Origin of the sequence: Kitasatospora sp. NPDC050543 (genome assembly GCF_044457565.1) — a bacterium.
Taxonomy (GTDB): domain Bacteria; phylum Actinomycetota; class Actinomycetes; order Streptomycetales; family Streptomycetaceae; genus Kitasatospora.
In genome coordinates, this window is record NZ_JBITGZ010000061.1 from 1 (window position 1) to 20,856 (window position 20,856).

Genomic DNA, 20,856 nt, shown 5'->3' on the forward strand with positions numbered 1-20,856 from the left:
ATTCGATGGCGTGGCTCACACCGGAAGTGCTGTGAGCCCGCCCACACCGTCGACACACGGTCACCACCCGAGCCCGCCCCGCCACCGAACCCCACCCCCGAACGTGGCCCCCGCCACATCACGGCCGTCGGGCCACCCCCACGGCGGCCGGATCTCGATCGGCGCCGCGATCTCGCGATCCTGGACCGGGGCCTGCGGCCGCAGGCTCAGCTGGTGCGGGCGCTGGTCAGTTCGACGGCGAGGGTGTGTGAGGGCTGGGGGATCTCGCCGAAGTCCTCGTCGTCGCTGTCGACCAGCAGGCGGTTGATGACGGCCTCCAGGGCGGTGGGCAGACGGGGGTGCAGGCCGCGGTGGCAGCGCGAGAGGATGTCGCGGCGGACGTCCTCGGGCAGCAGCGGCCGGCCGGATCGGTAGCCGCGCGCCCGGGTGGGCCGTGGATTGGCGGCGAGGAACTCGGCCTGGGCGCGCCAGTAGGCGGCGTCCCGGGTCTCGCCGATGTGCAGGTGGTAGAGGTGCAGGCAATACGCGGAGGTGCCGTTGCCGGATCCGGCGGCGAACTGCCACCAGAACTGCGCGGCGTCCTCGCGCCCGGTGATGAAGAGCAGGCTGGCGAGCACCACGGCGCCCTCGGGGTGGATCCGGTCGCTGTTGACGAGCAGGTCCAGTGCCCGGGAGGCCTGCGGGGCGTTGAGCACCAGGGCGGTCGCGAGGGCGAGTTCGTGGGCGGCCTGCTCGTGTTCGGACGGCAGCCGGGCGGGGGCGGCGGTGATGTGGACCGGTCCGGCCGGCGGTACGCCGGGCCCGCCGGGGAACACCCGGGTCGGGGCGTCCGGGGCGTCCGGGGCGTCCGTGCCGTCCGTGCCGTCCGGAGCGTCCGCATCGTCGAGGGCGTGCGGGCCGGCCGGGGCGCCCGGGTCGATCCGCCCGGCCGCCGCGCCGGGATTCGTGCCGCGACCGGTCGCCGGGTGGTAGCCGCGCAGCCAGGACAGCAGGCTCCGGTCCGGCTCGGGATGCGAACTCACCGTTCTCCCCGCATGTCGGCGAGTTCCGGCCGTCCCAGCGTGCGGGCGAGTCGCCGTCGGGCGTGGCGGAGGTTGGACCGCAGGGTCGCGAGCGGGGTGCCCAGGTACTCGGCGATCTTCGAGTCGTCCATGTCCATGCAGTACTTGAGGACCACCACGTCGTGCTGGCGCTCGGGCAGGTCCAGGATGGCGGTGAAGAGGCCGATCTGTTCCGGGAGGCTCTCCAGGCTGATCCGCGCCTGGTCCTGGAAGTAGCGGATGGCGGCGTCGAACGCGGCGGTCTGGACGAGTGCCGGGCGGGTGTGGCCGGCGGTGGCGAGCCAGGCCGCGAGGTGCTCCTTGAGCAGGCGCCAGGCGTACGCGGCGGGGATCTCCTGGCGCAGGGCGAGGGCCCAGTTGCGGCTCAGGTGTTCCTTCATCGCGCCGACCACCACGGCTGCGTCCTGCTCGGTACCGACCTGGGTGCGGGCGAATCCCCGCCAGGCGCGTTCGTGGGTGGTGCAGAACGCCTCGAAGGTGACCCGTAGCCGGGCGCCCTCCGGCGCGGCCTCGCTGCTGTCGCTCACCGTCCGCCCTCCCCGGTACCCGCCGGCCGGCGGCGCACCCCTGTCGATGGTCATTCCTGCCCTCCCGTACCGGCGGCGGGTGCCGCGCTGTGACCGTCGGCGGCTCGGGGGAACCCCTGAGCCCACGGGAACATCGAAGCGCACCGGGAGGCCCATGATGCAGGAAGATCCCCAGAAAGGACTACCGAAGGTAATAGTATGACTACTCGTAGGGCTGATGTATAGTCATATGCCATTTGAACTGACCGACTTGACGTCCCGGTGCCCGTCGGTATGTCGCTGCCGGTGGTTAGTGGTGCACACAGCCTGGGCATGAAACACGGGCGCGAATCACGGGTACGAACCAAGGGCATGAACCACGGGCATGAACCACGGCGACCTGCCGGCCGCGCGTGGCAGCGGACGGCGAGCGTAGAGACCTGGGGGACGGGATGGCCATGGACGACGCCGAGGTGAACCTGGAGCTGCACCGGGCGCACTCCGCCCGGATGTACGACTACTACCTGGGCGGGACGACCAACTTCGCGGCCGACCGCGAGGCCGCAGGCCAGGTGATGGCGGTCTTCCCGTGGGCCGAGACCGCCGCCCGGGCCAACCGCTCCTTCATGCACCGCTCCACCCGGCTGCTCGCGGGCCTGGGCCTGCGCCAGTTCCTCGACATCGGTACCGGCATCCCCACCCAGCCCAACCTGCACGAGATCGCCCAGCAGATCGAGCCGCGGGCGCACGTCGTCTACACCGACAACGACCCGATCGTCCTCGCCCACGCCCAGGCCCTGCTGCGCAGTACACCGCAGGGCCGCACCAGCTACGTCCAGGCCGACGTCACCGACCCCAAGTCCGTCCTTGACGCACCGCAGCTGCGCGCCAACCTGGACCTGGCCGAGCCCATCGTCCTCAGCCTCAACGCGCTGCTGCACTTCGTCCCCGACAGCCGGGACGCACTGGGCGTCGTCGAGCACTTCAAGACGGCCCTGGCGCCGGGCAGCATGCTCGTCATGACCCATGGGACACCGGACTTCGCCCCCGAGGAGACCGAGCGGATCACCCAGGTCTACGCCGCCGCCGGGACCTCCGTCCAGATGCGCGACCGGGAACAGTTCGCCCGCTTCTTCGAGGGCTGGGAACTCCTCGATCCCGGGATCACCGCCACCCACCGCTGGCGCCCCGAGGGCGCGGGGCCCGATCCGGCCGTGGCCGACGCCCAGGTCTCGGCCTACGCGGCCGTCGCGCGCAAGCCCTGAGCCCGCGGGCCCCGTCGCCCCGTCGCCCCGTCGTCTCGCCACGGCGGCCTCTCACACGCCCCTGCGCACCGGCTCGGGCGCGCCCGCCCGGGCAGGATTCCCGCCGGCGCGGATGCAACCTCATCGGCCGCCCGTCCGTAGAGATGGTGGATGCGCAGGCATCCGATCGAGACGACGGAGCAGCGACAGGATGACCGATGAGGAGTACAGCGCGTTCTACATGTCCTCGTTCTCCCTGCTGGTGCAGCAGATCTACGCCATGACGGGGGATTTCGGCGAGGCGCAGGACGCGGTGCAGGAGGCGTTCGTGCGGGGCTGGGCGCGGCGCGGCCGGCTGTCGAGCGAGGAGGGGACGCCGCAGGCCTGGATCCGTACCGTTGCGTGGCGCCTGGCCGTCAGCCGCTGGCGGCGGGCCAGGCGCGGGCGGGCGCTGGAGTGCGAGCAGTTCACGCCGCAGGACGTGCCGGGGCCGGGCCCCGAGCACACCGCCCTGGTCGCGGCGCTGCGCAGACTGCCCGCGCCCCAGCGGCAGGCCATCGTGCTCTTCCACCTCTGCGACCTGAGCCTCCAGCAGATAGCCGACGAGACCGGGGCCGCGCTCGGCACCATCAAGGCCAGGCTGTCGCGCGGACGCGCCGCCCTGGCCGGGTACCTCGGCGACGACCCGGACGACTCCAGGGCGGGGGCGGGCGACACCGGCCTTCGGCCCGCTCACACCGAGAGGATGCGCAGCTGTGCCTGACGCGGAGGAGTTCGCCCGGCAGGACGGGATCTCCCTGGCGCTGCACCGGCTGGTGGCGCGGAGTCCGGTCGCGCTGCCGCCGCCGTACGCGCTGGTACGGGAGCGGGGGATGCGGCGGCGTGGCCGGCGGCGCGCGGTGGTGGCGGCCTCGGTGGCCGTCTGCGCGGTCGCGGTGCTGGGGAGCATCGGCGCGCTGTCGCAGGGGCGCGCAGGGGAGGGCGGGCCCGCCGCGGGTGCGCTGCCCGCCGCGGGCGCGCCCGTGGTGAACTCGACGGCGGGCGCCCCCACGGGTGCGCTCGCGCCGACCACCACGATCGATCTCGCGGCGCACCGCCTGACCGTTGACGACGGCACGGGCCGGATCAGGAGCCTGCCCATCACCGCGGGGCGCCCCGGGTACGCCACCAGGCCGGGGCGGATGCGCGTGGCCGAGAAGCAGGCCACCACCCGGATGAGCGCGGGGACCGCCGGCCTGGGCCCGCAGTACGACCTGGATGTGCACTGGTGCGTCCGGCTGGTGGCCGAGGACGGTTACACCACCTCGGTCTGTGCGCTCGACTGGCAGAGCGCGGACGTGTTCGGCAAGGAGAACGTCACCTCGGGCCTGGTCGGGCTGAGCCCGGAGGACGCGCGTTGGTACTTCGGCGAGGTGGCAGTGGGTGAGGTGGTGGAGCTGGTCGACCCGGAGCCGGACGCGGCTGCCGGCGCGCCGTCCGCCCCCTAGCAGCCCCTGGGCCGGCCACCGGGATCCCGTGCAGCGCGTCTGACGGCGGTGCGCGTCACCGTGCGTAGGCTGCGGACATGAGAGTGACGCTGACGCGCAGCAGTGTGAGCATGGGGGACGACACCGACGCCCCGCACGAGGTGGTCCGAGAGCTCCCGGACGACATGTCGCTCGCCGAACTGGCGCGGTGGGTGCGGGAGAACCGCTACCTGGCGCAGATCAGCGGCGGGCGCGCGACGTGGACGATGCGGTGCGGCGCCGAGGTGGTCGCCGTCCTGGCGCAGCAGTGGGAGGAGCCGAGGTACCTGGCCGACCCCGCGGCACCGCTGAGCGACTTCGCCGGCACGGCGGGGGCGGTCGGCGTGTGGTTCCGCTACCACGAGCAGCAGAGCCCGGACGGCGTCCATGCCGGGCTCGCGCCCAGGCCCTGACCGCCACCGCCCTCTCCCTCGCCCCCGCGCCCGACGGCCCAGTGCCCCGCGCCCCCGCGCAGGCGGGGGCGCGGGGGCGCGCGAAGGGGCGGTTCACGTCAGAACGTCACCGGGAGCGCGAGGAGCCCCCGGGCGCGCAACGAGGGCCGTCGGCGCACGTCGGCGCGCGGGATGTCCAGGGCGAGAGCGGGGAAGCGGCGCAGCAGGGTGGCGAGGGCGATCCCGGTCTCCAGCCGGGCGAGCGGCGCGCCCAGGCAGTAGTGGATGCCGTGGCCGAGCGCCACATGCGCGCCTGCCGTACGCCGCAGGTCCAGCTCGTCCGGCCGTTCGAACTGCTGCGGGTCGCGGTTGGCCGAGGCGAGGGCGAGCAGGACGGTCTCGCCCGCCGGGATGGTCACCTCGCCGACCGTGACGTCCACGACGGGGAACCGGCGGATCGCCAGCGGCGCCGGCCCGTCGTAGCGGGCGAGCTCCTCGACGGCGCCCGGGAGCAGGGCCTGGTCGGCGCGCAGTGCCGCGAGCTGCTCGGGGTGGTCGAGCAGGGCGAGGACGCCGTTGCCGATCAGGTGCACGGTGTTCTCGTAGCCGGCGAAGAGGATCAGGAAGGCCAGCGAGGTCAACTCGTCCTCGCTGAGCCGGTCCTGGTCGTCCCGGGCCGTGATCAGCGCGGAGAGGACGTCGTCGGCGGGAGCGGCCCGCTTGTGCTCGATCAGCCGGGCGAAGAATTCCACCATCGCGGCGACCGCTGCCCGGGCCGCCTCGGGGCGGGCCGGGTCGGGGGTGATCAACGCATCCGTCCAGGAGCGGAAGTCCTGCCGGTCCGTGACCGGGATGCCCAGCAGGTCGCAGATCACCGCGATCGGCAGGGGCGCCGCGTAGGAGGAGATCAGATCGGCCCGGCCGAGCGGTTCGACGGCGTCCAGCAGCTGATCGGCGATGCGCTGTACGGGAGCGCGCAGTGCCTCGACCCGGCGCGGGGTGAACGCCTGGGAGACCAGGCGGCGGATCCGGGTGTGGTCCGGAGGGTCCATGTTCAGCAGGTTGGCGTCGAGAGCGGGCGGCAGTGCCATGCCCCGGTAGTTGCCGGGCAGGGCATGGTGCTTGTCCAGTGCCAGCCTGGGGTCGGCGAGCAGGCCTCTGACGTCCTGGTACCTGGTGACCAGCCAGAAGGGCAGGCCGTCCGGGCCGGTCATCCGCTGCACGGGCGAGGTGGCGCGCAGCGTGGCATAGCCGGCGTAGAGGTCCTGCAGGAGGTCGGCCGGGGTGAGGGCCGGTTCCGGGTGGGGGTGGGTGGTCGCCATGATCCACACCCTATGCGGAGCGCCCCGCGCCGTGCCCGTCTACCGCTGACGCGGACCGGCCAGCCGCACACGCCGTACGCGAGGCCCTACGGAGCGCCCCGCCGCGCGGCTCTCAGAACGCCTCGACGGCGGCCTTGATCCGGCGGGCGAAGGCGTCCGCGTCCTTGCGGGCCGCGCTCAGCGCGAAGCCGGCCACCAGCTTGCCGATGCCGTGGCCCTCCAGCACGTTGAAGACCCGCAGCCTGGTCCGGCCGTCAGCGATGGGTTCGAGGTCGTAGCCGCCCTGGGCGGAGGTTACGAGGTTCTTCGACAGCTCCGTCCAGCGGATCCGGGAGGGCGGTTCGAACTCGCTGATCCGGATCTCCCGGTGGGTCTTCATGCCGGCGTCCTTGACGGTGCTCACGTACACGGTGCCCACCGTGGTCGGGCCGTCCGTACGCTTGGCCATCTCCAGCACCCGGGGGCTGAACTTCGGGTCGTTCTCGCCGTCGGCGAGGAAGGCGAAGACCTGCGCGACGGGTCGGTCGATCTCGACCGTCGCCTCGAACTGACCGGCCATGGGTTCTCCTGCGCTCAGGTGTTCTTCGGCTGCGGTGTCCCGGCATCATCGCAGATCACCCCCGGGCCACCCGGGAGGCTCGCGCACCCCCTGCCGGCTCGCCCAGACCGGACACGGCAGCCACGGCACAGCCGCGTCGCTCCACCGCCCGGCCCCGGTCCTCTGGCATTCTCGCCGGGTGGCGACAGACCCGGCGGCGGCCGGAATGAGAGACTCGGCGCGGGTCGAGGCCTTCAGCGACGGCGTGTTCGCCATCGCGATCACCCTCTTGGTGCTGGAGATCAGCGTGCCCTCCGCCCACAGCGCCCACGAGCTGTGGCACGCGCTGGGGGAGGAGTGGCCCTCCTACGGCGCGTACGTGGTCAGCTTCCTGGTGATCGGCGTGATGTGGGTGAACCACCACACCGTGTTCAGCTACATCGCGCGCGTCGACCGGACCCTGGTGTTCCTCAACCTGCTGCTGCTCCTGGTGGTGGCCGCGCTGCCGTTCCCCACCGCGCTGGTGGCCGAGAACCTGCGGGAGCCCGGGGCCTCGAACGTCGCGGCCGCCGTCTACGGCGCGGTGATGGTCGCCCACGCCGTCACCTTCTTCCTGTTCTGGTACTACGTCACGCGTACCGGCCACTGCTTCGACGACCGCGTCGACGTCCGGGCCGCCCGTGCCACCCGGCTGCGGTTCGGCCTCGGCCTGATCGTCTACCCCCTGACCGTCGCCCTCGCGTTCGCCTCGGCCGTGCTCGCCCTGGCCCTCCACGGCCTGCTGGCGGTCTACTACGCGTTCAACCAGACGCCCGTCCCCACCCGGCAGCCGGGCAGCGCGGAGCCGAAGTGACCCGTCGGCTCCGCGCCCGGCCTCGTGGTCGGGCCCCTCGGGGTTGGACGAGGTCAGGCCGGCTCGGGGTGGGTGAGGTTGGCGCCCGTCGCCGGGTCGAAGACGTGGATCCGCCTGGTGTTGATCCACAGCTCCAGCTCACCGCCCTCGGTGGCCCGGGTCTCGGTGCTAAGCCGGGCGATCACCTGGTGGCCCTGCATGCCGGTGTCGGCCTGGCCGGAGTCCGCGGCGAGTTCCGCCAGTTCGGCCGCGCCGGTGGGGCCGCTCTCATCGGTGAAGTGGGCGAACACGTCCGAGCCGACGTGCTCCAGGATGTCGACGGTCACCGTGCAGGTGAACCCCTCCTGGCGGTTGTCCACCAGCGCGGCGTCCTCGAAGTCCTCCGGCCGCAGGCCGATGATCAGCTCACGGGGGGCGTTCTGGCGCTCCAGCAGCTGCCGCAGGCGGTCGTCCACCCGCAGGTCGCCGAGCGTGGTGCGCAGCACGCCCTCCTCCAGGGTGGTGGTGAGGAAGTTCATCCCGGGCGAGCCGATGAAGCCCGCCACGAAGAGGTTGGTGGGCGCGTCGTACAGATGCTGCGGGGAGCCGACCTGCTGGACGACGCCGCCGCGCATCACCACCACGCGGTCCCCGAGGGTCATCGCCTCCACCTGGTCGTGGGTGACGTAGACCGTGGTGGTGGCGAGCCGGCGCTGGAGCCTGGAGATCTGGGTGCGCATCTGCACCCGGAGCTTGGCGTCCAGGTTGGAGAGCGGCTCGTCCATCAGGAAGGCCTTGGGGTCGCGGACGATCGCCCGGCCCATCGCGACCCGCTGGCGCTGGCCGCCGGAGAGGTTGGCCGGTTTGCGGTCGAGGTGCTCGGTGAGGTCGAGGATGCGGGCGGCCTCGTCCACCTTTGACCTGATGACGGCCTTGTCGGTCTTGGCCAGCCGCAGCGCGAAGCCCATGTTCTCCCGCACGCTCATGTGCGGGTAGAGGGCGTAGCTCTGGAACACCATGGCGATGTCGCGGTCCTTGGGCGCCCGGTCGTTGACCACCTGGCCGTCGATCCTCAGGGTGCCCTCGGTGATGTCCTCCAGCCCGGCGATCATGTTGAGGGTGGTGGACTTGCCGCAGCCCGAGGGGCCGACCAGGATCACGAACTCGCCGTCGGCGATGGTCAGGTTGAAGTCACGGACGGCGAGCGCGCCGTCCGGGTAACGCTTGGTGATGCCGTCGAGCACGATCTCGGCCACGGTCTGCCTTCCTGGTCCGCCCGGGTTGGGCGGGCTCAACCCTTGACTGCGCCGGCGGTGAGCCCGGCGACGATACGGCGCTGGAACAGCAGCACGAACACCACGATCGGCACGGTGATCACCACGGCCGCCGCGGCGATCGAGCCGGTCGGCTGCTGGAACTGCGAACTGCCGGTGAAGAAGGCGATCGCGGCGGGGACGGTCCGCGCCGCGGTGGTGGAGGTGAGCGAGATGGCGAAGAGGAAGTCGTTCCAGCAGAAGATGAAGACCAGGATCGCGGTGGTGAACACGCCCGGCGCCGCCAGCGGCGCGATGACCAGCCGGAACGCCTGTGCGGGGGTGGCGCCGTCCACCTTGGCGGCCTTCTCCAGGTCCCACGGGATCTCGCGGAAGAACGCCGACAGGGTGTAGATCGCCAGTGGCAGCGAGAAGGTCATGTACGGGATGATCAGCCCGGGCCAGGTGTCGAACAGCCCGAGCACCCGCTCGATGTTGAACAGCGGCGAGACCAGCGAGATCGGCGGGAACATCGCGATCAGCAGCGACATGCCGATCAGCAGCCGCTTGCCGGGGAAGCGCAGCCGGGCCACCGCGTACGCCGCCATGGTCCCGAGCACCACGGCGATCGTGGTGGCGATCACCGAGATGCCGATCGAGTTGACCAGCGCGCGGGTGAACTCGGAGGTCTGGAAGATGCCCCGGTAGTTCTCCGTCGTCCACTTGCGGGGGATGAAGTCGCCGTCGCTCAGCGTGCTCGGGTCCTTGAAGGACAGCGCCACGATCCACCAGACGGGGATCAGCGCGTAGAGCACCACGATCAGGTTGACGACGCCCCAACCGGTGAGCTCTCTGCTTCTGCGGGACATCATCGGCGCTCCAGTTCGCCACCCGGTGCCGCGGCACCGAAGATCTTGATGAACACGACGGCGATGATCGCCACACAGAGGAAGATCAGCACCGAGATCGCCGACCCGATGCCCAGGTTGAGGGCGGTGAAGAGGTTGTCGTAGCCGAGGATCGAGACGGATCCGGTGTCGTTCGAACCGCCGGTCAGCACATAGATGTTGTCGAAGATCCGGAACGCGTCCAGGGTGCGGAACAGCAGCGCGACCAGGATCGCCGGCTTCATCAGCGGGAGGATCACCAGCCGCATCCGCTGCCAGAAGGTCGCGCCGTCGACCATCGCCGCGCGAACCGTCTCGCCCGGTACGAGCGCGAGGCCGGCCAGCAGCAGCAGCGCCATGAAGGGCGTGGTCTTCCAGACCTCGGCGAGGATGATCAGCCCGATCGCCGACCAGTGGTCGGTCAGCGGCGCGCTGCCCTCCGGCAGCAGGTCTGCGAGGTAGCCGGTGCCGGGCGTCCAGGCGTACTGCCAGGAGTACGCGGCGACGACGGTGACGATCCCGTACGGGACGAGCACCGCGGTGCGGACGGTGCCGCGCCCGAAGATCGCCCGGTGCATCACCAGTGCCAGCGCCATCCCCAGCACCAGTTCGATCGCCACCGACACCACGGTGATCAGCACCGTCACCCAAAGCGCCTGCCACCAGAGCGAGGAGGTCAGCACCGCACCGTAGTTGGCGAACCCGACGAAGCTGGCCTGCTTGGGGAAACGCAGGTCGTAGCGCTGGAGCGAGAGGAAGACGGCGTACACGATGGGGTACGCGGTGACGGCGAGCATCACCACGACCGCCGGCGCGCAGAGCAGCAGCCCGAGCCGGCGCTCCTGTCTGGCGCCCTCGGAGAGCGGCTTCCGGCCCTTGTGCCGGTCGGTGATCGCGGTGGACGGGCTCACGGGATCAACCCCTTCGAACCGAGGGCGTCCTCGATCTGGCCGCGCAGGTCGGCGATGGTGCTCTCGGGCTTGATCGAGGCCGGCGGCGAGAGGGTGTGCGAGATGGCGATCGAGACGTTCTGGTAGGCGGGCGTCTGCGGCCGCAGACTGGCCGACTCCAGGTTGGCCAGGATCTGCGCGGCGAAGGGGTAGCTCTGGCTGAACTCCGCCTCCTTGTACAGGCTGCGCAGCGTCGGCGGCAGCCCGCCCTTGAGCGCGTTGGTCCGCTGGTTGTCCCGGTTGCGCAGGCAGAGGGTGGCCTGCTGGGCGAGCTCGGTGTGCTTGCTGTACGAGCCGACGGCCAGGTCGATCCCGCCGATCGTCACGGTGGCCGGATGATCGGGGGCGACGGCCGGGTAGGCGGCCCACTTGAAGTGCTTGAACAGCTCGGGCTGGTTGGCCTTCATGGACGGGTAGACGAACGGGTAGTTGATCTCGAACGCGGCCGTCCCGGACTCCATCGCGAGCCGGTTCTCGTCCTCCATCTGGTTGGGCAGCGAGGGGTCCGCGGCGGGCGAGCGGGCCACGTCGCGCATGATGCCGGCCGCGACGACGGCGGGCGGGCCGAGCGAGGGGGCCATCGCGTCCGGAGTGAGGATCGACCCCCCGGCGCTGGTCACCAGCGTGTTGAACCACACCGTGAGGCCCTCGTACTGGGCGCCCTGGATCTCGATGTAGTGCGGTTTGCCGGCCTTGGCCAGGGCGTCCGCCTGGGCCAGCATCTCCGCCCAGGTCCGCGGTGGGTTCGGCACCAGGTCGTCGCGGTACCAGAGCAGCTGGGTGTTGGAGTTGTACGGGACGGCGTAGAGCTTGTCCTTCCAGGTGGCCGTCTTCAGCGCGGCCTCCAGGGTGTCGATGCTGGCCTGCTCCTTCAGCTGCCCCGTCCACTCCCGGATCCAGCCGGCCTCGGCGAACTCGGGCGTCCAGGTGACGTCCAGGCCCATGATGTCCACCCCGGTGTCGTGCGCGGCCTGCCGGCGCACCAGCTGCTGGCGCTGGCCGTCGGCAGTCCGGGGCAGCTTGTTGTAGCGGATGGTGTAGCTGCCGCCGGAGGAGTGGCTGCAGGTGTCGGCGGCCTGCTGGAGCGCGCCGGAGTCGTCCGGGAAGTTGTACCAGTTCAGTACGACCGGCCCGGCCGAGGCCGTGCCGCCGCACCCGGAGAGCGTCGACGCGAGCAGGGGCAGCATGCCTGCGGCTCTCACTGCTCTCAGCCAGTGTGAGCGGCGCTTTCGACCTTTGGGCATCTCGCTCCTGCTGTCGGAGAACGGATGCAGTCACGCTAGGTCACCGTCGTGGCGGGGGCCGGGTCCGCACCGCGACACGCCGCCGGGGCCCACCGGATGCCGCAACCGCCGCGGCGGCGGAGGGGCCGGAGCCCGGGGCCGGTACCGGGACATAGCCGAAGATCGCGGACAGGTATGCTGCGGCACCGTCAGGCGCTCTCCGTGTGCCTGGGGCTGATCAAGGGACGGTATCGCCATGATGGGACCGGCGCACGCGCTCTCCGGCGCGGCAGCCTGGCTGGGAGCCGGGGCACTGGCGTTGTCGCTCGACCGGCCGATGCCGTGGCCGGTGCTCCTGACCGGAGCGCTGATCTGCGCGGGGGCCGCCCTCGCCCCCGACCTCGACCACAAGGCGGCGACCATATCGCGGGCCTTCGGGCCGGTCTCGCGCAACCTGTGCGAGGTGATCGACAAGCTCTCGTACGCCGCGTACAAGTCGACCCGCAAGAAGGGCGACCCGCGCCGCTCGGGCGGGCACCGGACCTTGACCCACACCTGGCTGTGGGCGGTGATGTGCGGGGCCGGGGCGGCCGGGATCTGCGCGCTCGGCGGCCGCTGGGGCGTTCTCGGGGTGCTCTTCGTGCACATGGTGCTGGCCATCGAGGGCCTGCTCTGGCGTCACGCCCGGGTCTCCAGCGACGTGCTGGTGTGGCTGCTGGGCGCCACCAGCGCCTGGATGATCGCCGACATCCTGGACCGGCCCGGCAACGGCGCGGGCTGGCTCTTCACCGAGCCCGGCCAGGAGTACCTCTGGATCGGTGTGCCGATCGTCCTCGGCGCCCTGGTGCACTGCATCGGTGACGCGCTGACGGTCTCCGGCTGCCCGATCCTGTGGCCCATCCCCGTCGGCCGCAAGCGCTGGTACCCGATAGGGCCGCCGAAGGCGATGCGCTTCCGCGCCGGGAGCTGGGTCGAGCTCAAGGTCCTGAGCCCGGTCTTCATGGTGCTGGGGGGAATCGGCGCGCTGGGCGCGCTCGGCTACATCGGCTGAACGCGGATCAACCTGGCCGCCACCCGGCTGCGCGCCCCGCCAGGACGCGCGCCCCGCCCGGACACCACGCTCAGCGAGGTCCGGGCGGGGCGCCGGCGGGTCAGCCGTCGATCCGGTGCTGCGTCCAGAAGGAAGTCAGGTCGGTGCCGGTGGCGGCCTGCGCCGCGGCCTTGAACTCCGCGGTGGTCGAGACGCCGTACCAGTGCGCCTGCGCGTAGTCGTGCAGCAGCTTGGTCATCGCACCGTCGCCGATCAGGCGCCGCAGGTCGTGCAGGGCGCACTTGCCGTAGCCGTAGACGACGGTCGAGTACCGCGAGGAGTGGGCGTCCCAGTACGCCATCGAGTTGCTGATCTTCTCGGCGGAGGAGGCCCAGGAGACGCTGTTCCAGCAGCCGGAGCCGGTCTTGCCGAGGGCGAGGTCGGTGGCGTAGTCGGTGAAGGCCTCGTCCAGCCAGGGGCTGTTGTACTCGTCGTCGCCCACGATGCCGTAGAACCACTGATGGCCGAACTCGTGGGTGAGCGCCGTGGTGCTGACCAGGTCGAGGACGAAGCCCGGGTACTCCATGCCGCCGAACCAGAAGTTGTTGTCCAGGACGGCGTCCGCCTCGGTGTACGGGTAGGCGCCGAACCGCTGGGCGTGCGCGTCGAGCGCGGACTCGGCGGTGGTCAGCATCGACTGGGAGTCCGCGGAGCTGATCCCGCTCACCGCGTACACGTTGACCTTGACCCCGCCCGGCGAGGTGCCGGAGATCTTGCTGAACGGGCCGGCGGCCCAGGCGAAGTCGCGGACCTTGGCCGCCGTCGCCCGGGTGACCGTCCGCCCGGCGGTGCCGGGGGTGTCCACCGAGGTGCCGGTGGCGGGCACCAGCAGGCCGTCGGGGTGGTCGAGGGTGACGTCGAAGTCGGAGGCCAGCGAGTAGAACGACTCGCCGTTGTTGGTGTAGGGGTCCAGGTGCCAGCCCGCGGCGTCCCGGACGGCCAGCACCGGCAGGGCGTTGCCCAGGAAGTTGAACGCGCCGTCATGGCCGAAGCGGTCGGCGCCGCTGGGTACGACGATGCCGAGGTCGAAGCCGACGGTGGCGCTGCGGCCCTGGCCCAGCGGCGCGGGCAGGGTGACCTTCAGGGCGGTGCAGCTGACGGACAGGGGCGCCGCGCTGCCGCCCGTCACGTTGGTCGCCGTGATCGGGGTGCTGGGGCAGCTGCCGTGGTAGTTGTCCCACAGTCGCAGGTAGACCTCGGTGAGCGGGGTGGGCGAGGCGTTGGTGAAGCTCACGCTCTCGTGTCCGGTCCAGGTGGCGCCCGAGGCGTCGCTGGTCAGGTTGACGGTGTAGGCGGGGGCCGCAGGTGTGCGGGTCGGGTCGGTCGGCGGGTCGGGCGGGGTGGTGCCGCCGCCGGAGACGTTCAGGGCCAGGTCGTCCAGGACGAAGCTGGTCTGCAGGCCGGAGTCCTCCACACCGCTGAAGGAGAGGGACACCGACTGGCCCGCGAAGGCGGACACGTCGAAGGTCTTCTGGAGGTAGCCCGCCTTGGCGTCCAGGTTGGAGTAGGTGGCCAGGGTGGTGCTGCCGATCTTGGCGGTCAGCTTGTCGTAGGCGACCGAGGTGGTCGTCTCGGCGGTGTCTATGTGCAGCCAGTACGTCAGCGTGGCGTTGCCGCACCCGGCCGGGAGGCTGACGGTCTGGCTGAGGCTGTCGGTGTGCGACGAGCCGTACCCGTCCAACCAGGCGAAGGCGCCGCCGGCGTGCGGGGCCTGGCCGCCGCCGCTGGTGATCACCCCGCTCGACGCGGACCAGGGTGAACCTCCGGACTCGAAACCGCCGTTGGTCACGACCTGGGCGCCTGCGCAGTCCGCGGCGTGGGCGGGTGTGGGGGTGGTGAGGTTCGCCGTGCCGGCGGCTGCGAGGAGCACGGCGCCGGTGACGAAGGTGATGAGTCTGGTTCTCATCGGATCCTCTCGGGAGTCAGGGGAGCGCCTTCGGCCCGGCAGGTGATGAGCCGTCATCCGGCTGAGGCGCAGGGGGTATCGCCTCGACACCGCCCGTTTGGGCGGCCGCAGGGAGGCGCTCCCACTCCCTGGGGCCGAGAGGAAGCCTGGCAGCAAACCCCCGCCATTGAAAGGGTCATGCCATAGATCGCGTCCGGAGCGTCCACCGCTCGTGCCCGAGCCCGGCCGCCGAGGGCCCCGTCGCCCTGCCGCCCCGTCGCTTCGCTGCCCCGCCCGGCGAGGCCCCGCCGCGCCGCCCGCGGCACCATGGCGGGCGGCGCGGCGCGGCCCTAGGGTCGGGGCCGAGGACCAGCGGGTGGATCACGGTGGCCCGGCAGCCCGCGCGGCCGCCGGCCGCGCTGGTCCCACCGGCCCCGACCCAGTACCGACAGGAGCAGACCCATGGATTTGCGCCACTGGCTCCAAGCCGCCGTGACCTCCAACGAGGACTGGTCCAACGGCTTCGGCGACTTCCCCCGGCATCCGTCACTGCACGTCGACGACCAGCGCTTCGCCGAGGCGTTCGCCGCCTTCACCGAGCGCCTCACCGACAACTACCCGTTCTTCCATCCCCGTTACGCCGGACAGATGCTCAAGCCGCCGCACCCCGCCGCCGTCGTCGGCTACCTGGGCGCGATGCTGGTCAACCCCAACAACCACGCACTGGACGGCGGACCGGCCACCGCCCGGATGGAGCGCGAGGCGGTCCAGCAGCTCGCCGCGATGTTCGGCTACGACACCCACCTGGGCCACCTCACCACCAGCGGGACCATCGCCAACCTTGAGGCCCTCTTCGTCGCCAGGCAGAGCCACCCCGGCAAGGGCATCGCCCACAGCGCCGAGGCGCACTACACCCACGGCCGGATGTGCGGCGTGCTGGGCGTGGAGAGCCACGCCGTCCCGGTCGACGACCGCGGCCGGATGGACCTGGACGCGTTGGAGGAACTGCTGCGCACGGGCCGGATCGGCACCGTCGTCCTCACCGCCGGCACCACCGCGCTCGGCGCGGTCGACCCGATCGACCGGGCGCTCGCGCTGCGCGAGCGCTACGGCGTCCGCATGCACGTCGACGCCGCGTACGGGGGCTTCTTCACCCTGCTCGCCGGCGCGGACGGCGCCGAGGGGCTGCCCGAGGCGCCGTGGCGGGCGATCGCCGAGTGCGACTCGATCGTGGTCGACCCGCACAAGCACGGCCTCCAGCCGTACGGGTGCGGCGCGGTGTTGTTCCGCGACCCCGAGGTGGGCCGCTTCTACCTGCACGACTCGCCCTACACCTACTTCACCTCGGACGAACTGCACCTGGGGGAGATCAGCCTGGAGTGCTCGCGGGCCGGCGCCGCCGCGGCCGCGCTCTGGCTGACCTTCCAGCTGCTGCCGCCCGCCCGTGACGGGCTCGGGCAGGCCCTCGCGGCGGGCCGCCGGGCCGCGCTGCGCTGGGCGGAGCTCATCGAGCAATCCGAGTGCCTTCAGCTCTACCAGGCACCGGAGTTGGACATCGTGAGCTACTTCCCCGGGGCGGCCGGCGGCGGCACCATGTCGGGCATCGACGCCGCCGCGGCCCGCATCCTGGAGTCGGGGATGAACGACCCGCGGGACCCGGTCTTCCTCAGCACCCTGAAGGTGGGAGCCGAGGCCATGACGGCGCGTCACCCCAAGGTGACCCCGGACGCCGAGGGCGCGCGGATCCTGCGCAGCGTGCTGATGAAGCCGGAGTCCGAGGATTACGTGGACCACCTGCACGCCCGGGTGGAGCGGCTGGCCCGCTCCTGAGGGCGGTTCGGCGCGGGGGCCGGTCCGGGCGGGTGCCCGCCGCTGGGACCGGCCCCGGCCGGCTCAGCGGGCGCCGGTCCAGGTGTGCGCCACGTCGATCACCAGCCGGTTGTCGAGCTGGAACACGCGGAACGGCAGCCGGGCCCGGACCCCGAGCCCGATCTGGGTGTGGCCCTCGAAGCTGGAGGCGAAGCGGGTGTCGACGAACGCCCGGTACCCGGCCAGGTTCACGCCGGGCAACGGCTGCCCGGCACGGCCCGGGTAGGTGGGCAGGCCGGTCTCGGGGCTGTTGGACGGCGCCACCACGACCACCTCGATGATCGCCCCGCCACCTACCGGGACGGTCTTGCCGGAGCCGTCCTGGACGAGCGTGTCCACGTACCGGACCTGGTAGCCGGCCGGGACGGCGGGCGACGTGCCGGGCACGTCCAGCACCATCCGGTCGTAGCAGGGGTGGGCACCGGTCCTGACGTCCGTCAGCGGCTGGGAGCCCATCGCCATGTTGCCCTCGGGCAGACTGCCCCAGCCGGTCGGGCACTGGGTGACGGCCGCCGCCGGCGCCGCCGCGACGGCCAGTGCGGGCGCCGCCGCCGTTGCGGTGCCCCCGAGGGCGAGCACCGTGAATGCCGTGATCCAACGTCGCATGATCTGCCTCCTCGGGCAGTGCCTGAATCCCACTGGGAGAGACGGGCACCGCCCGGGTGGCGGTTCCATCAGCCGTCACACCAGTGGCGGAGGCGGCGAGGGCGTCGGACACGGCGGCAGCGTCGAGGGCGAGGTGGTCGCGCACAAGGCCGCGGACGTGGTCGTGCTCGTCCCCGTCACGGACGGCGAGATCGGCTGCGAGGCCGAGGTCGACGTCGTCGCTGTGGCGGTCGCGGTCGTCGGAGTGGCCGCCTTCGAGGTGGCCGTGGAGGTGGCGGAGGAGGCCGAGGCCGACGAGGTGGCCGTCGAGGCCGAGGAAGACGGCGGCTTGGCCGAGGAGGACGACGAGCTGGACGAGGAACTGTGCGAGCTCGACGACGAGGAGGAGCTCGACGAGGACGAGGAAGCCGACGAGGACGGCGACTTCGACGACGCGGACGCCGAGGCGGAGGGGGCCGGCGTCGCGGGCGGGATGCCCGGGGCCAGCGGCCCGCTCGGCGCCTTCACGGGTCTGTCGACCGGGGCCGGGTGGCCCGTCTCCCGGGCGAACCAGGTACCCGTGCTCACGTTCACCAACACGATCTCCTTCACCGGCGCGGGCGCCGGTGTGACCGTCACCAGCGTCGACGGCTTGAAGGACGGCCACGGCTTGCCCGTGTACTTCACCCCGCCCGTCGCCAGCACCGGCGGCGTCAGCGGGTTGCCGCACGCACACCGCACCCGGGGCACGCCCTTGCTGTCCACCAGCACCGCCGTACCCGCCTGGAGCACCGACTGGTAGGCGACGGCCTTGCCGCCCTGGTAGTTGTGGTTGGTCACCCTGGTGTCCACCCGCAGCACCGCCGAGGTCAGCGAGCGCAGGTACGAGGGGATCTGGGACTGCTGGATGCCCTCGCCCTCCGCCCAGGCCCGGCCCTTGTCGGGGGAGGACGTGAGGTCGGTGATGAGCCGCTCGACGTCACAGCTCGGCTTGGCCATCGTGCCGCCGTACAGGCCGGCCGTGCCGCCCTGCACATCGCGGATGCCCTTCGGGCCGGAGGAGTTGGCGCCGGGCCCACCGGCCGAAGGCGCCGGCGAGCCGTCCAGCGGCTGCGCGGTGGTCGCCACCGAGTCCGTGAACGGCGCCTCGCCCGACTCCGCGGGCGTCTGCAGCGCGACCTCCGTGGCGGAGGCCGTACCGGTGCTGTGCTGGTTGGTCGCGATCACCAGCGCCACCACCACCGCCACCACGGCGGTACCGGCGACCAGCGCCACCCGCCGCCAGGACTGCCACCACCGTGCGGGTGGCCCACCGGGCGCGCCCCCGGGGGGGCCGCTGGGCGGGCCACCGGCCGACCCGCCGCCCGGGCCGCTCGGCGGCGGTGGCGGCGGGCCCGACCCGGGGCCCGAGGTGGGCCCGGAGAGCGGCCCCGAGGGGGGACCAGAGGGGGGACCGGACTGCGGTTGGGAACTCATCGGGTCTCGATTCCGCCGGCGCTCGGCGAACGCTGCCGACACAGGGATGTCCTGAGACACCTTTCTGCCCCGGATCGTCACCGGCCGCAACAGCAGACACACCCGCCGCACACAGGCGCGCCGGCCCGTCCTGGGTGAACCTGGAGAGGACCTGCCGGAGAGAGACCGGCGCAGCGGCCCCAGAACCCGCAGGAGCCCGCATGCAGCAGCAGCCCCCGAGTGGCGCACACCAGGAACCCGGCCGGCCGGTGGCGCAGCACCCGCAGACCCCCGGCTCCCCGGGCTTCCTGCGCGGCTGGTTGGACGCGCTGGCCGTGGTGCTGGCCGGGCTCGCCGCCATGGCGGGCATGGCCGCGCTCGGCCTCTGGCTGGCGCGCGCCGACACCCTCCCGGCGGGGTCGTTCCCCGCCGTGCTCGCCGCGACGATGGCGCTGGGCGTCGGAGGGTCCGTACGGCTGGACGGCGGTGCCGGGTTCTTCGCCCAGGTGAATGCAGGCATGACGGTGATTCCGCTGTCGGTGGGCCTGGCCGGCGCCCTGGTGATGGCCGAGGTGTTCGTGCGGCAGCTGCGCTTCCGCGCCGTGGCGGCCGGCGCAGAGCTGCTCGGCCGGATCGCCCGGACGGTGGTGCTCTGGCTGGTGGCCCTGGTCCTGATCGCCCTGGCCGCCCGGCACACCTTCGTCGTCACCATCGGCGGCGACCTGGCCGCCACGATCGGCTCAGCGCTGGGCCTGACCCCCGAGGTCGGCTTCCACGCGGACGTCGCCGAGACACTCGGCTTCGGCCTGCTGTGGCTGGTGGTGGTGCTCGCGGCCGCGTTCGCCGTCTCGCGGCGGGCACCGCTGCCGCGCACCCTGCTGCCGTTCCAGCAGGTGGTGCGCCCGGCGGCGTTCGCGATGCTGGTGCTCCTGCTCGCGTACGTCGTCATCGGCGCGGCGGTCGGCGTCGTCACCGCGTTGGTCCGGGAGCAGACCCAGGAGACCCTCGCGGTCGTGCTGCTGGCGCTGCCGAACCTGGCCTGGCTGGGGTTCGGCGTGGGGCTCGGCGGGCAGTGGCACGGCCACCTGGTCGGGGCGATCGGCCTGCCGATGCCACCGGCGCTGGCCTCCGTGCTGAGGGCGCCCGGCGGGCAGGAGACCACCGTGGACCTCGGCGCGCTCGCCGACTACAACGGCCTGGCCTGGCTGCTCCCGGTGGTGGCGGGCGTGCTCGTGCTGCTCGCGGGCTTCCTGATGGCGCAGCGTTCGCCCGCCGGGGTGAAGCTCTGGCAGCACGCGGTGCGGATGGCGCTGGCGATGGCCGTCACCATGCTGCTCGTCGGCGTGTTGACCCGCGCCACCGCCGACTACGGGCTGTCGGTGCTCGGCGTCAGCGCGGGCGAGGGCGGCCTCCAGGACCTGCTCGGCACGGCGCTCGGCGGCGCAGCCGGCAGCACGGTCAGCGATCTCGGCAGCGGATCGCTGTCGCTCCGCCCCGACCTGCTGCTGGACATCCCGCTGGCTGCGGGGTGGGGGCTGGTGGCCGGGGCGCTGGGCGCGCTGCTGGCGGCCAGGACGGGCCGCCGGGGCGAGGTCGAGGAGCCGGCCGGCCGGGGCTGAACCGCGTACGGCGGGCGCCCGTACCGCGGCTGCGCGCGCCCGCGGCACGGGCCAGGAGGAGCGAGACTCCTCACCAGGGCGGCGAGGCGTCCCGGCGCAGCGAGCCAGGAGCGATCACCGGGATCGCCCAGACGGGTGGCTGCGGCGGCCCGCCCGGCACCGGCGGCTCGGCCACGAGCGCGGGCACCACCTTGGTCGCCGGCCCCGCCGACTGCCACCGTTGCTGCCCGTGGGGCGGTTCCTCGGCCGCGGCGGCGCGCAGGGCGGCGACGAATTCGAGGCAGGTGTCGTAGCGGTCGTCGGCTGACTTGGCGAGGGCGGTGGCCAGCACGGTGTCCATGGCCGGCGGCAGGTCGGGCCGCAGGCTCGTCACGGCCGGCGGCGGTTCGTTGAGGTGGGCCCAGAGCAGGGCGAGATCCCCGTCGCGCCGGAACGGCGGCGAACCTACCAGCATCTCGAAGACCACGCAGGCCAGGCTGTACAGGTCGCTGCGCCCGTCGACCGGCCGCCCCGAGATCTGTTCCGGCGCCGCGTAGTCCACGGTGCCGACGATCTGGCCGACGGTGGTGAGTCCGCTGAGGGAGAGGGACTTCTTGGTGAGGCCGAAGTCGGCGAGGTAGAGGTGTTCGGGGTGTTCGCT

20 protein-coding genes are annotated in these 20,856 nt (G+C 72.4%); 8 read left to right on the forward strand and 12 right to left on the reverse strand.

Annotated elements, in window-relative coordinates; all coding sequences use genetic code 11:
• Window positions 1-206 precede the first annotated feature (206 nt).
• Together ACIBH3_RS34765 and ACIBH3_RS34770 are read right to left on the reverse strand one after the other, a co-directional pair.
• Window positions 207-1,022 carry a hypothetical protein gene (locus ACIBH3_RS34765; RefSeq protein WP_396316126.1) on the reverse strand — a complete coding sequence of 272 codons (816 nt, stop codon included), beginning with the start codon at window positions 1,020-1,022 and terminating at the stop codon, window positions 207-209.
• Window positions 1,019-1,588 carry a sigma factor-like helix-turn-helix DNA-binding protein gene (locus tag ACIBH3_RS34770; RefSeq protein WP_396316127.1) on the reverse strand — a complete coding sequence of 190 codons (570 nt, stop codon included), beginning with the start codon at window positions 1,586-1,588 and terminating at the stop codon, window positions 1,019-1,021. The genes ACIBH3_RS34765 and ACIBH3_RS34770 overlap by 4 nt, the downstream gene beginning before the upstream one ends.
• 437 nt (window positions 1,589-2,025) lie before the next feature.
• Here ACIBH3_RS34770 and ACIBH3_RS34775 point away from each other — a divergent pair, with 437 nt between their 5' ends.
• The 4 genes from ACIBH3_RS34775 to ACIBH3_RS34790 all read left to right on the forward strand — a co-directional run bounded on the left by ACIBH3_RS34775 (window position 2,026) and on the right by ACIBH3_RS34790 (window position 4,729).
• A complete protein-coding gene (locus ACIBH3_RS34775; protein ID WP_396316128.1) occupies window positions 2,026-2,832 on the forward strand; it encodes an SAM-dependent methyltransferase in 807 nt (268 codons plus the stop codon).
• A gap of 190 nt (window positions 2,833-3,022) precedes the next feature.
• Window positions 3,023-3,574 (forward strand): SigE family RNA polymerase sigma factor, encoded by a 552-nt coding sequence (locus ACIBH3_RS34780; RefSeq protein ID WP_396316129.1) that lies wholly within the window; start codon window positions 3,023-3,025, stop codon window positions 3,572-3,574.
• Complete coding sequence (locus tag ACIBH3_RS34785; RefSeq protein WP_396316130.1) at window positions 3,567-4,298, forward strand: L,D-transpeptidase; 732 nt, start codon at window positions 3,567-3,569, stop codon at window positions 4,296-4,298. The genes ACIBH3_RS34780 and ACIBH3_RS34785 overlap by 8 nt, the downstream gene beginning before the upstream one ends.
• A gap of 77 nt (window positions 4,299-4,375) precedes the next feature.
• A complete protein-coding gene (locus ACIBH3_RS34790) occupies window positions 4,376-4,729 on the forward strand; it encodes a hypothetical protein (RefSeq protein ID WP_396316131.1) in 354 nt (117 codons plus the stop codon).
• Between the two features lie 98 nt (window positions 4,730-4,827).
• Here ACIBH3_RS34790 and ACIBH3_RS34795 read toward each other — a convergent pair whose 3' ends face one another.
• Together ACIBH3_RS34795 and ACIBH3_RS34800 are read right to left on the reverse strand one after the other, a co-directional pair.
• Complete coding sequence (locus ACIBH3_RS34795) at window positions 4,828-6,030, reverse strand: cytochrome P450 (RefSeq protein WP_396316132.1); 1,203 nt, start codon at window positions 6,028-6,030, stop codon at window positions 4,828-4,830.
• Between the two features lie 112 nt (window positions 6,031-6,142).
• Window positions 6,143-6,589 (reverse strand): SRPBCC family protein, encoded by a 447-nt coding sequence (locus tag ACIBH3_RS34800; RefSeq protein WP_396316133.1) that lies wholly within the window; start codon window positions 6,587-6,589, stop codon window positions 6,143-6,145.
• 178 nt (window positions 6,590-6,767) lie between these two features.
• Between ACIBH3_RS34800 and ACIBH3_RS34805 the strand changes: the two genes are divergently transcribed.
• Window positions 6,768-7,421, forward strand: a complete 654-nt coding sequence (locus ACIBH3_RS34805) for a TMEM175 family protein (RefSeq protein ID WP_396316134.1) — start codon at window positions 6,768-6,770, stop codon at window positions 7,419-7,421.
• 53 nt (window positions 7,422-7,474) lie between these two features.
• Here the strand turns inward: ACIBH3_RS34805 and ACIBH3_RS34810 are convergent, their stop codons facing one another.
• The 4 genes from ACIBH3_RS34810 to ACIBH3_RS34825 are packed head-to-tail and all read right to left on the reverse strand — an operon-like array spanning window position 7,475 to window position 11,677.
• Entirely contained in the window at window positions 7,475-8,656 is a 1,182-nt protein-coding gene (locus ACIBH3_RS34810) for an ABC transporter ATP-binding protein (RefSeq protein ID WP_396316135.1), read from the reverse strand.
• Window positions 8,657-8,691: 35 nt separating this feature from the next.
• On the reverse strand, window positions 8,692-9,525 hold the full coding sequence (locus tag ACIBH3_RS34815; protein ID WP_396316136.1) for a carbohydrate ABC transporter permease: 834 nt from the start codon (window positions 9,523-9,525) through the stop codon (window positions 8,692-8,694).
• Window positions 9,522-10,451, reverse strand: a complete 930-nt coding sequence (locus ACIBH3_RS34820) for a carbohydrate ABC transporter permease (RefSeq protein ID WP_396316137.1) — start codon at window positions 10,449-10,451, stop codon at window positions 9,522-9,524. The genes ACIBH3_RS34815 and ACIBH3_RS34820 overlap by 4 nt, the downstream gene beginning before the upstream one ends.
• Complete coding sequence (locus tag ACIBH3_RS34825; protein ID WP_396316138.1) at window positions 10,448-11,677, reverse strand: ABC transporter substrate-binding protein; 1,230 nt, start codon at window positions 11,675-11,677, stop codon at window positions 10,448-10,450. The genes ACIBH3_RS34820 and ACIBH3_RS34825 overlap by 4 nt, the downstream gene beginning before the upstream one ends.
• A 292-nt stretch (window positions 11,678-11,969) precedes the next feature.
• Between ACIBH3_RS34825 and ACIBH3_RS34830 the strand changes: the two genes are divergently transcribed.
• On the forward strand, window positions 11,970-12,764 hold the full coding sequence (locus ACIBH3_RS34830; protein WP_396316139.1) for a metal-dependent hydrolase: 795 nt from the start codon (window positions 11,970-11,972) through the stop codon (window positions 12,762-12,764).
• A gap of 100 nt (window positions 12,765-12,864) precedes the next feature.
• On the opposite strand, the gene ACIBH3_RS34835 is transcribed toward ACIBH3_RS34830, so the two are convergent.
• Complete coding sequence (locus ACIBH3_RS34835) at window positions 12,865-14,709, reverse strand: M1 family aminopeptidase (protein WP_396316140.1); 1,845 nt, start codon at window positions 14,707-14,709, stop codon at window positions 12,865-12,867.
• A 441-nt stretch (window positions 14,710-15,150) separates the two neighbouring features.
• On the opposite strand from ACIBH3_RS34835, the gene ACIBH3_RS34840 reads away from it, so the two are divergent.
• Window positions 15,151-16,518 (forward strand): pyridoxal phosphate-dependent decarboxylase family protein, encoded by a 1,368-nt coding sequence (locus tag ACIBH3_RS34840; RefSeq protein ID WP_396316141.1) that lies wholly within the window; start codon window positions 15,151-15,153, stop codon window positions 16,516-16,518.
• Between the two features lie 63 nt (window positions 16,519-16,581).
• Here ACIBH3_RS34840 and ACIBH3_RS34845 read toward each other — a convergent pair whose 3' ends face one another.
• Together ACIBH3_RS34845 and ACIBH3_RS34850 are read right to left on the reverse strand one after the other, a co-directional pair.
• Entirely contained in the window at window positions 16,582-17,163 is a 582-nt protein-coding gene (locus ACIBH3_RS34845) for a hypothetical protein (protein ID WP_396316142.1), read from the reverse strand.
• 75 nt (window positions 17,164-17,238) lie between these two features.
• Window positions 17,239-18,618, reverse strand: coding sequence for a DUF6777 domain-containing protein (locus ACIBH3_RS34850; RefSeq protein WP_396316143.1), 1,380 nt, complete (start codon window positions 18,616-18,618; stop codon window positions 17,239-17,241).
• Between the two features lie 200 nt (window positions 18,619-18,818).
• Here ACIBH3_RS34850 and ACIBH3_RS34855 point away from each other — a divergent pair, with 200 nt between their 5' ends.
• Window positions 18,819-20,216, forward strand: coding sequence for a streptophobe family protein (locus tag ACIBH3_RS34855; protein ID WP_396316144.1), 1,398 nt, complete (start codon window positions 18,819-18,821; stop codon window positions 20,214-20,216).
• A 70-nt stretch (window positions 20,217-20,286) separates the two neighbouring features.
• On the opposite strand, the gene ACIBH3_RS34860 is transcribed toward ACIBH3_RS34855, so the two are convergent.
• A partial coding sequence (locus tag ACIBH3_RS34860; protein WP_396316145.1) for a protein kinase occupies window positions 20,287-20,856 on the reverse strand: 570 nt, incomplete at its 5' end.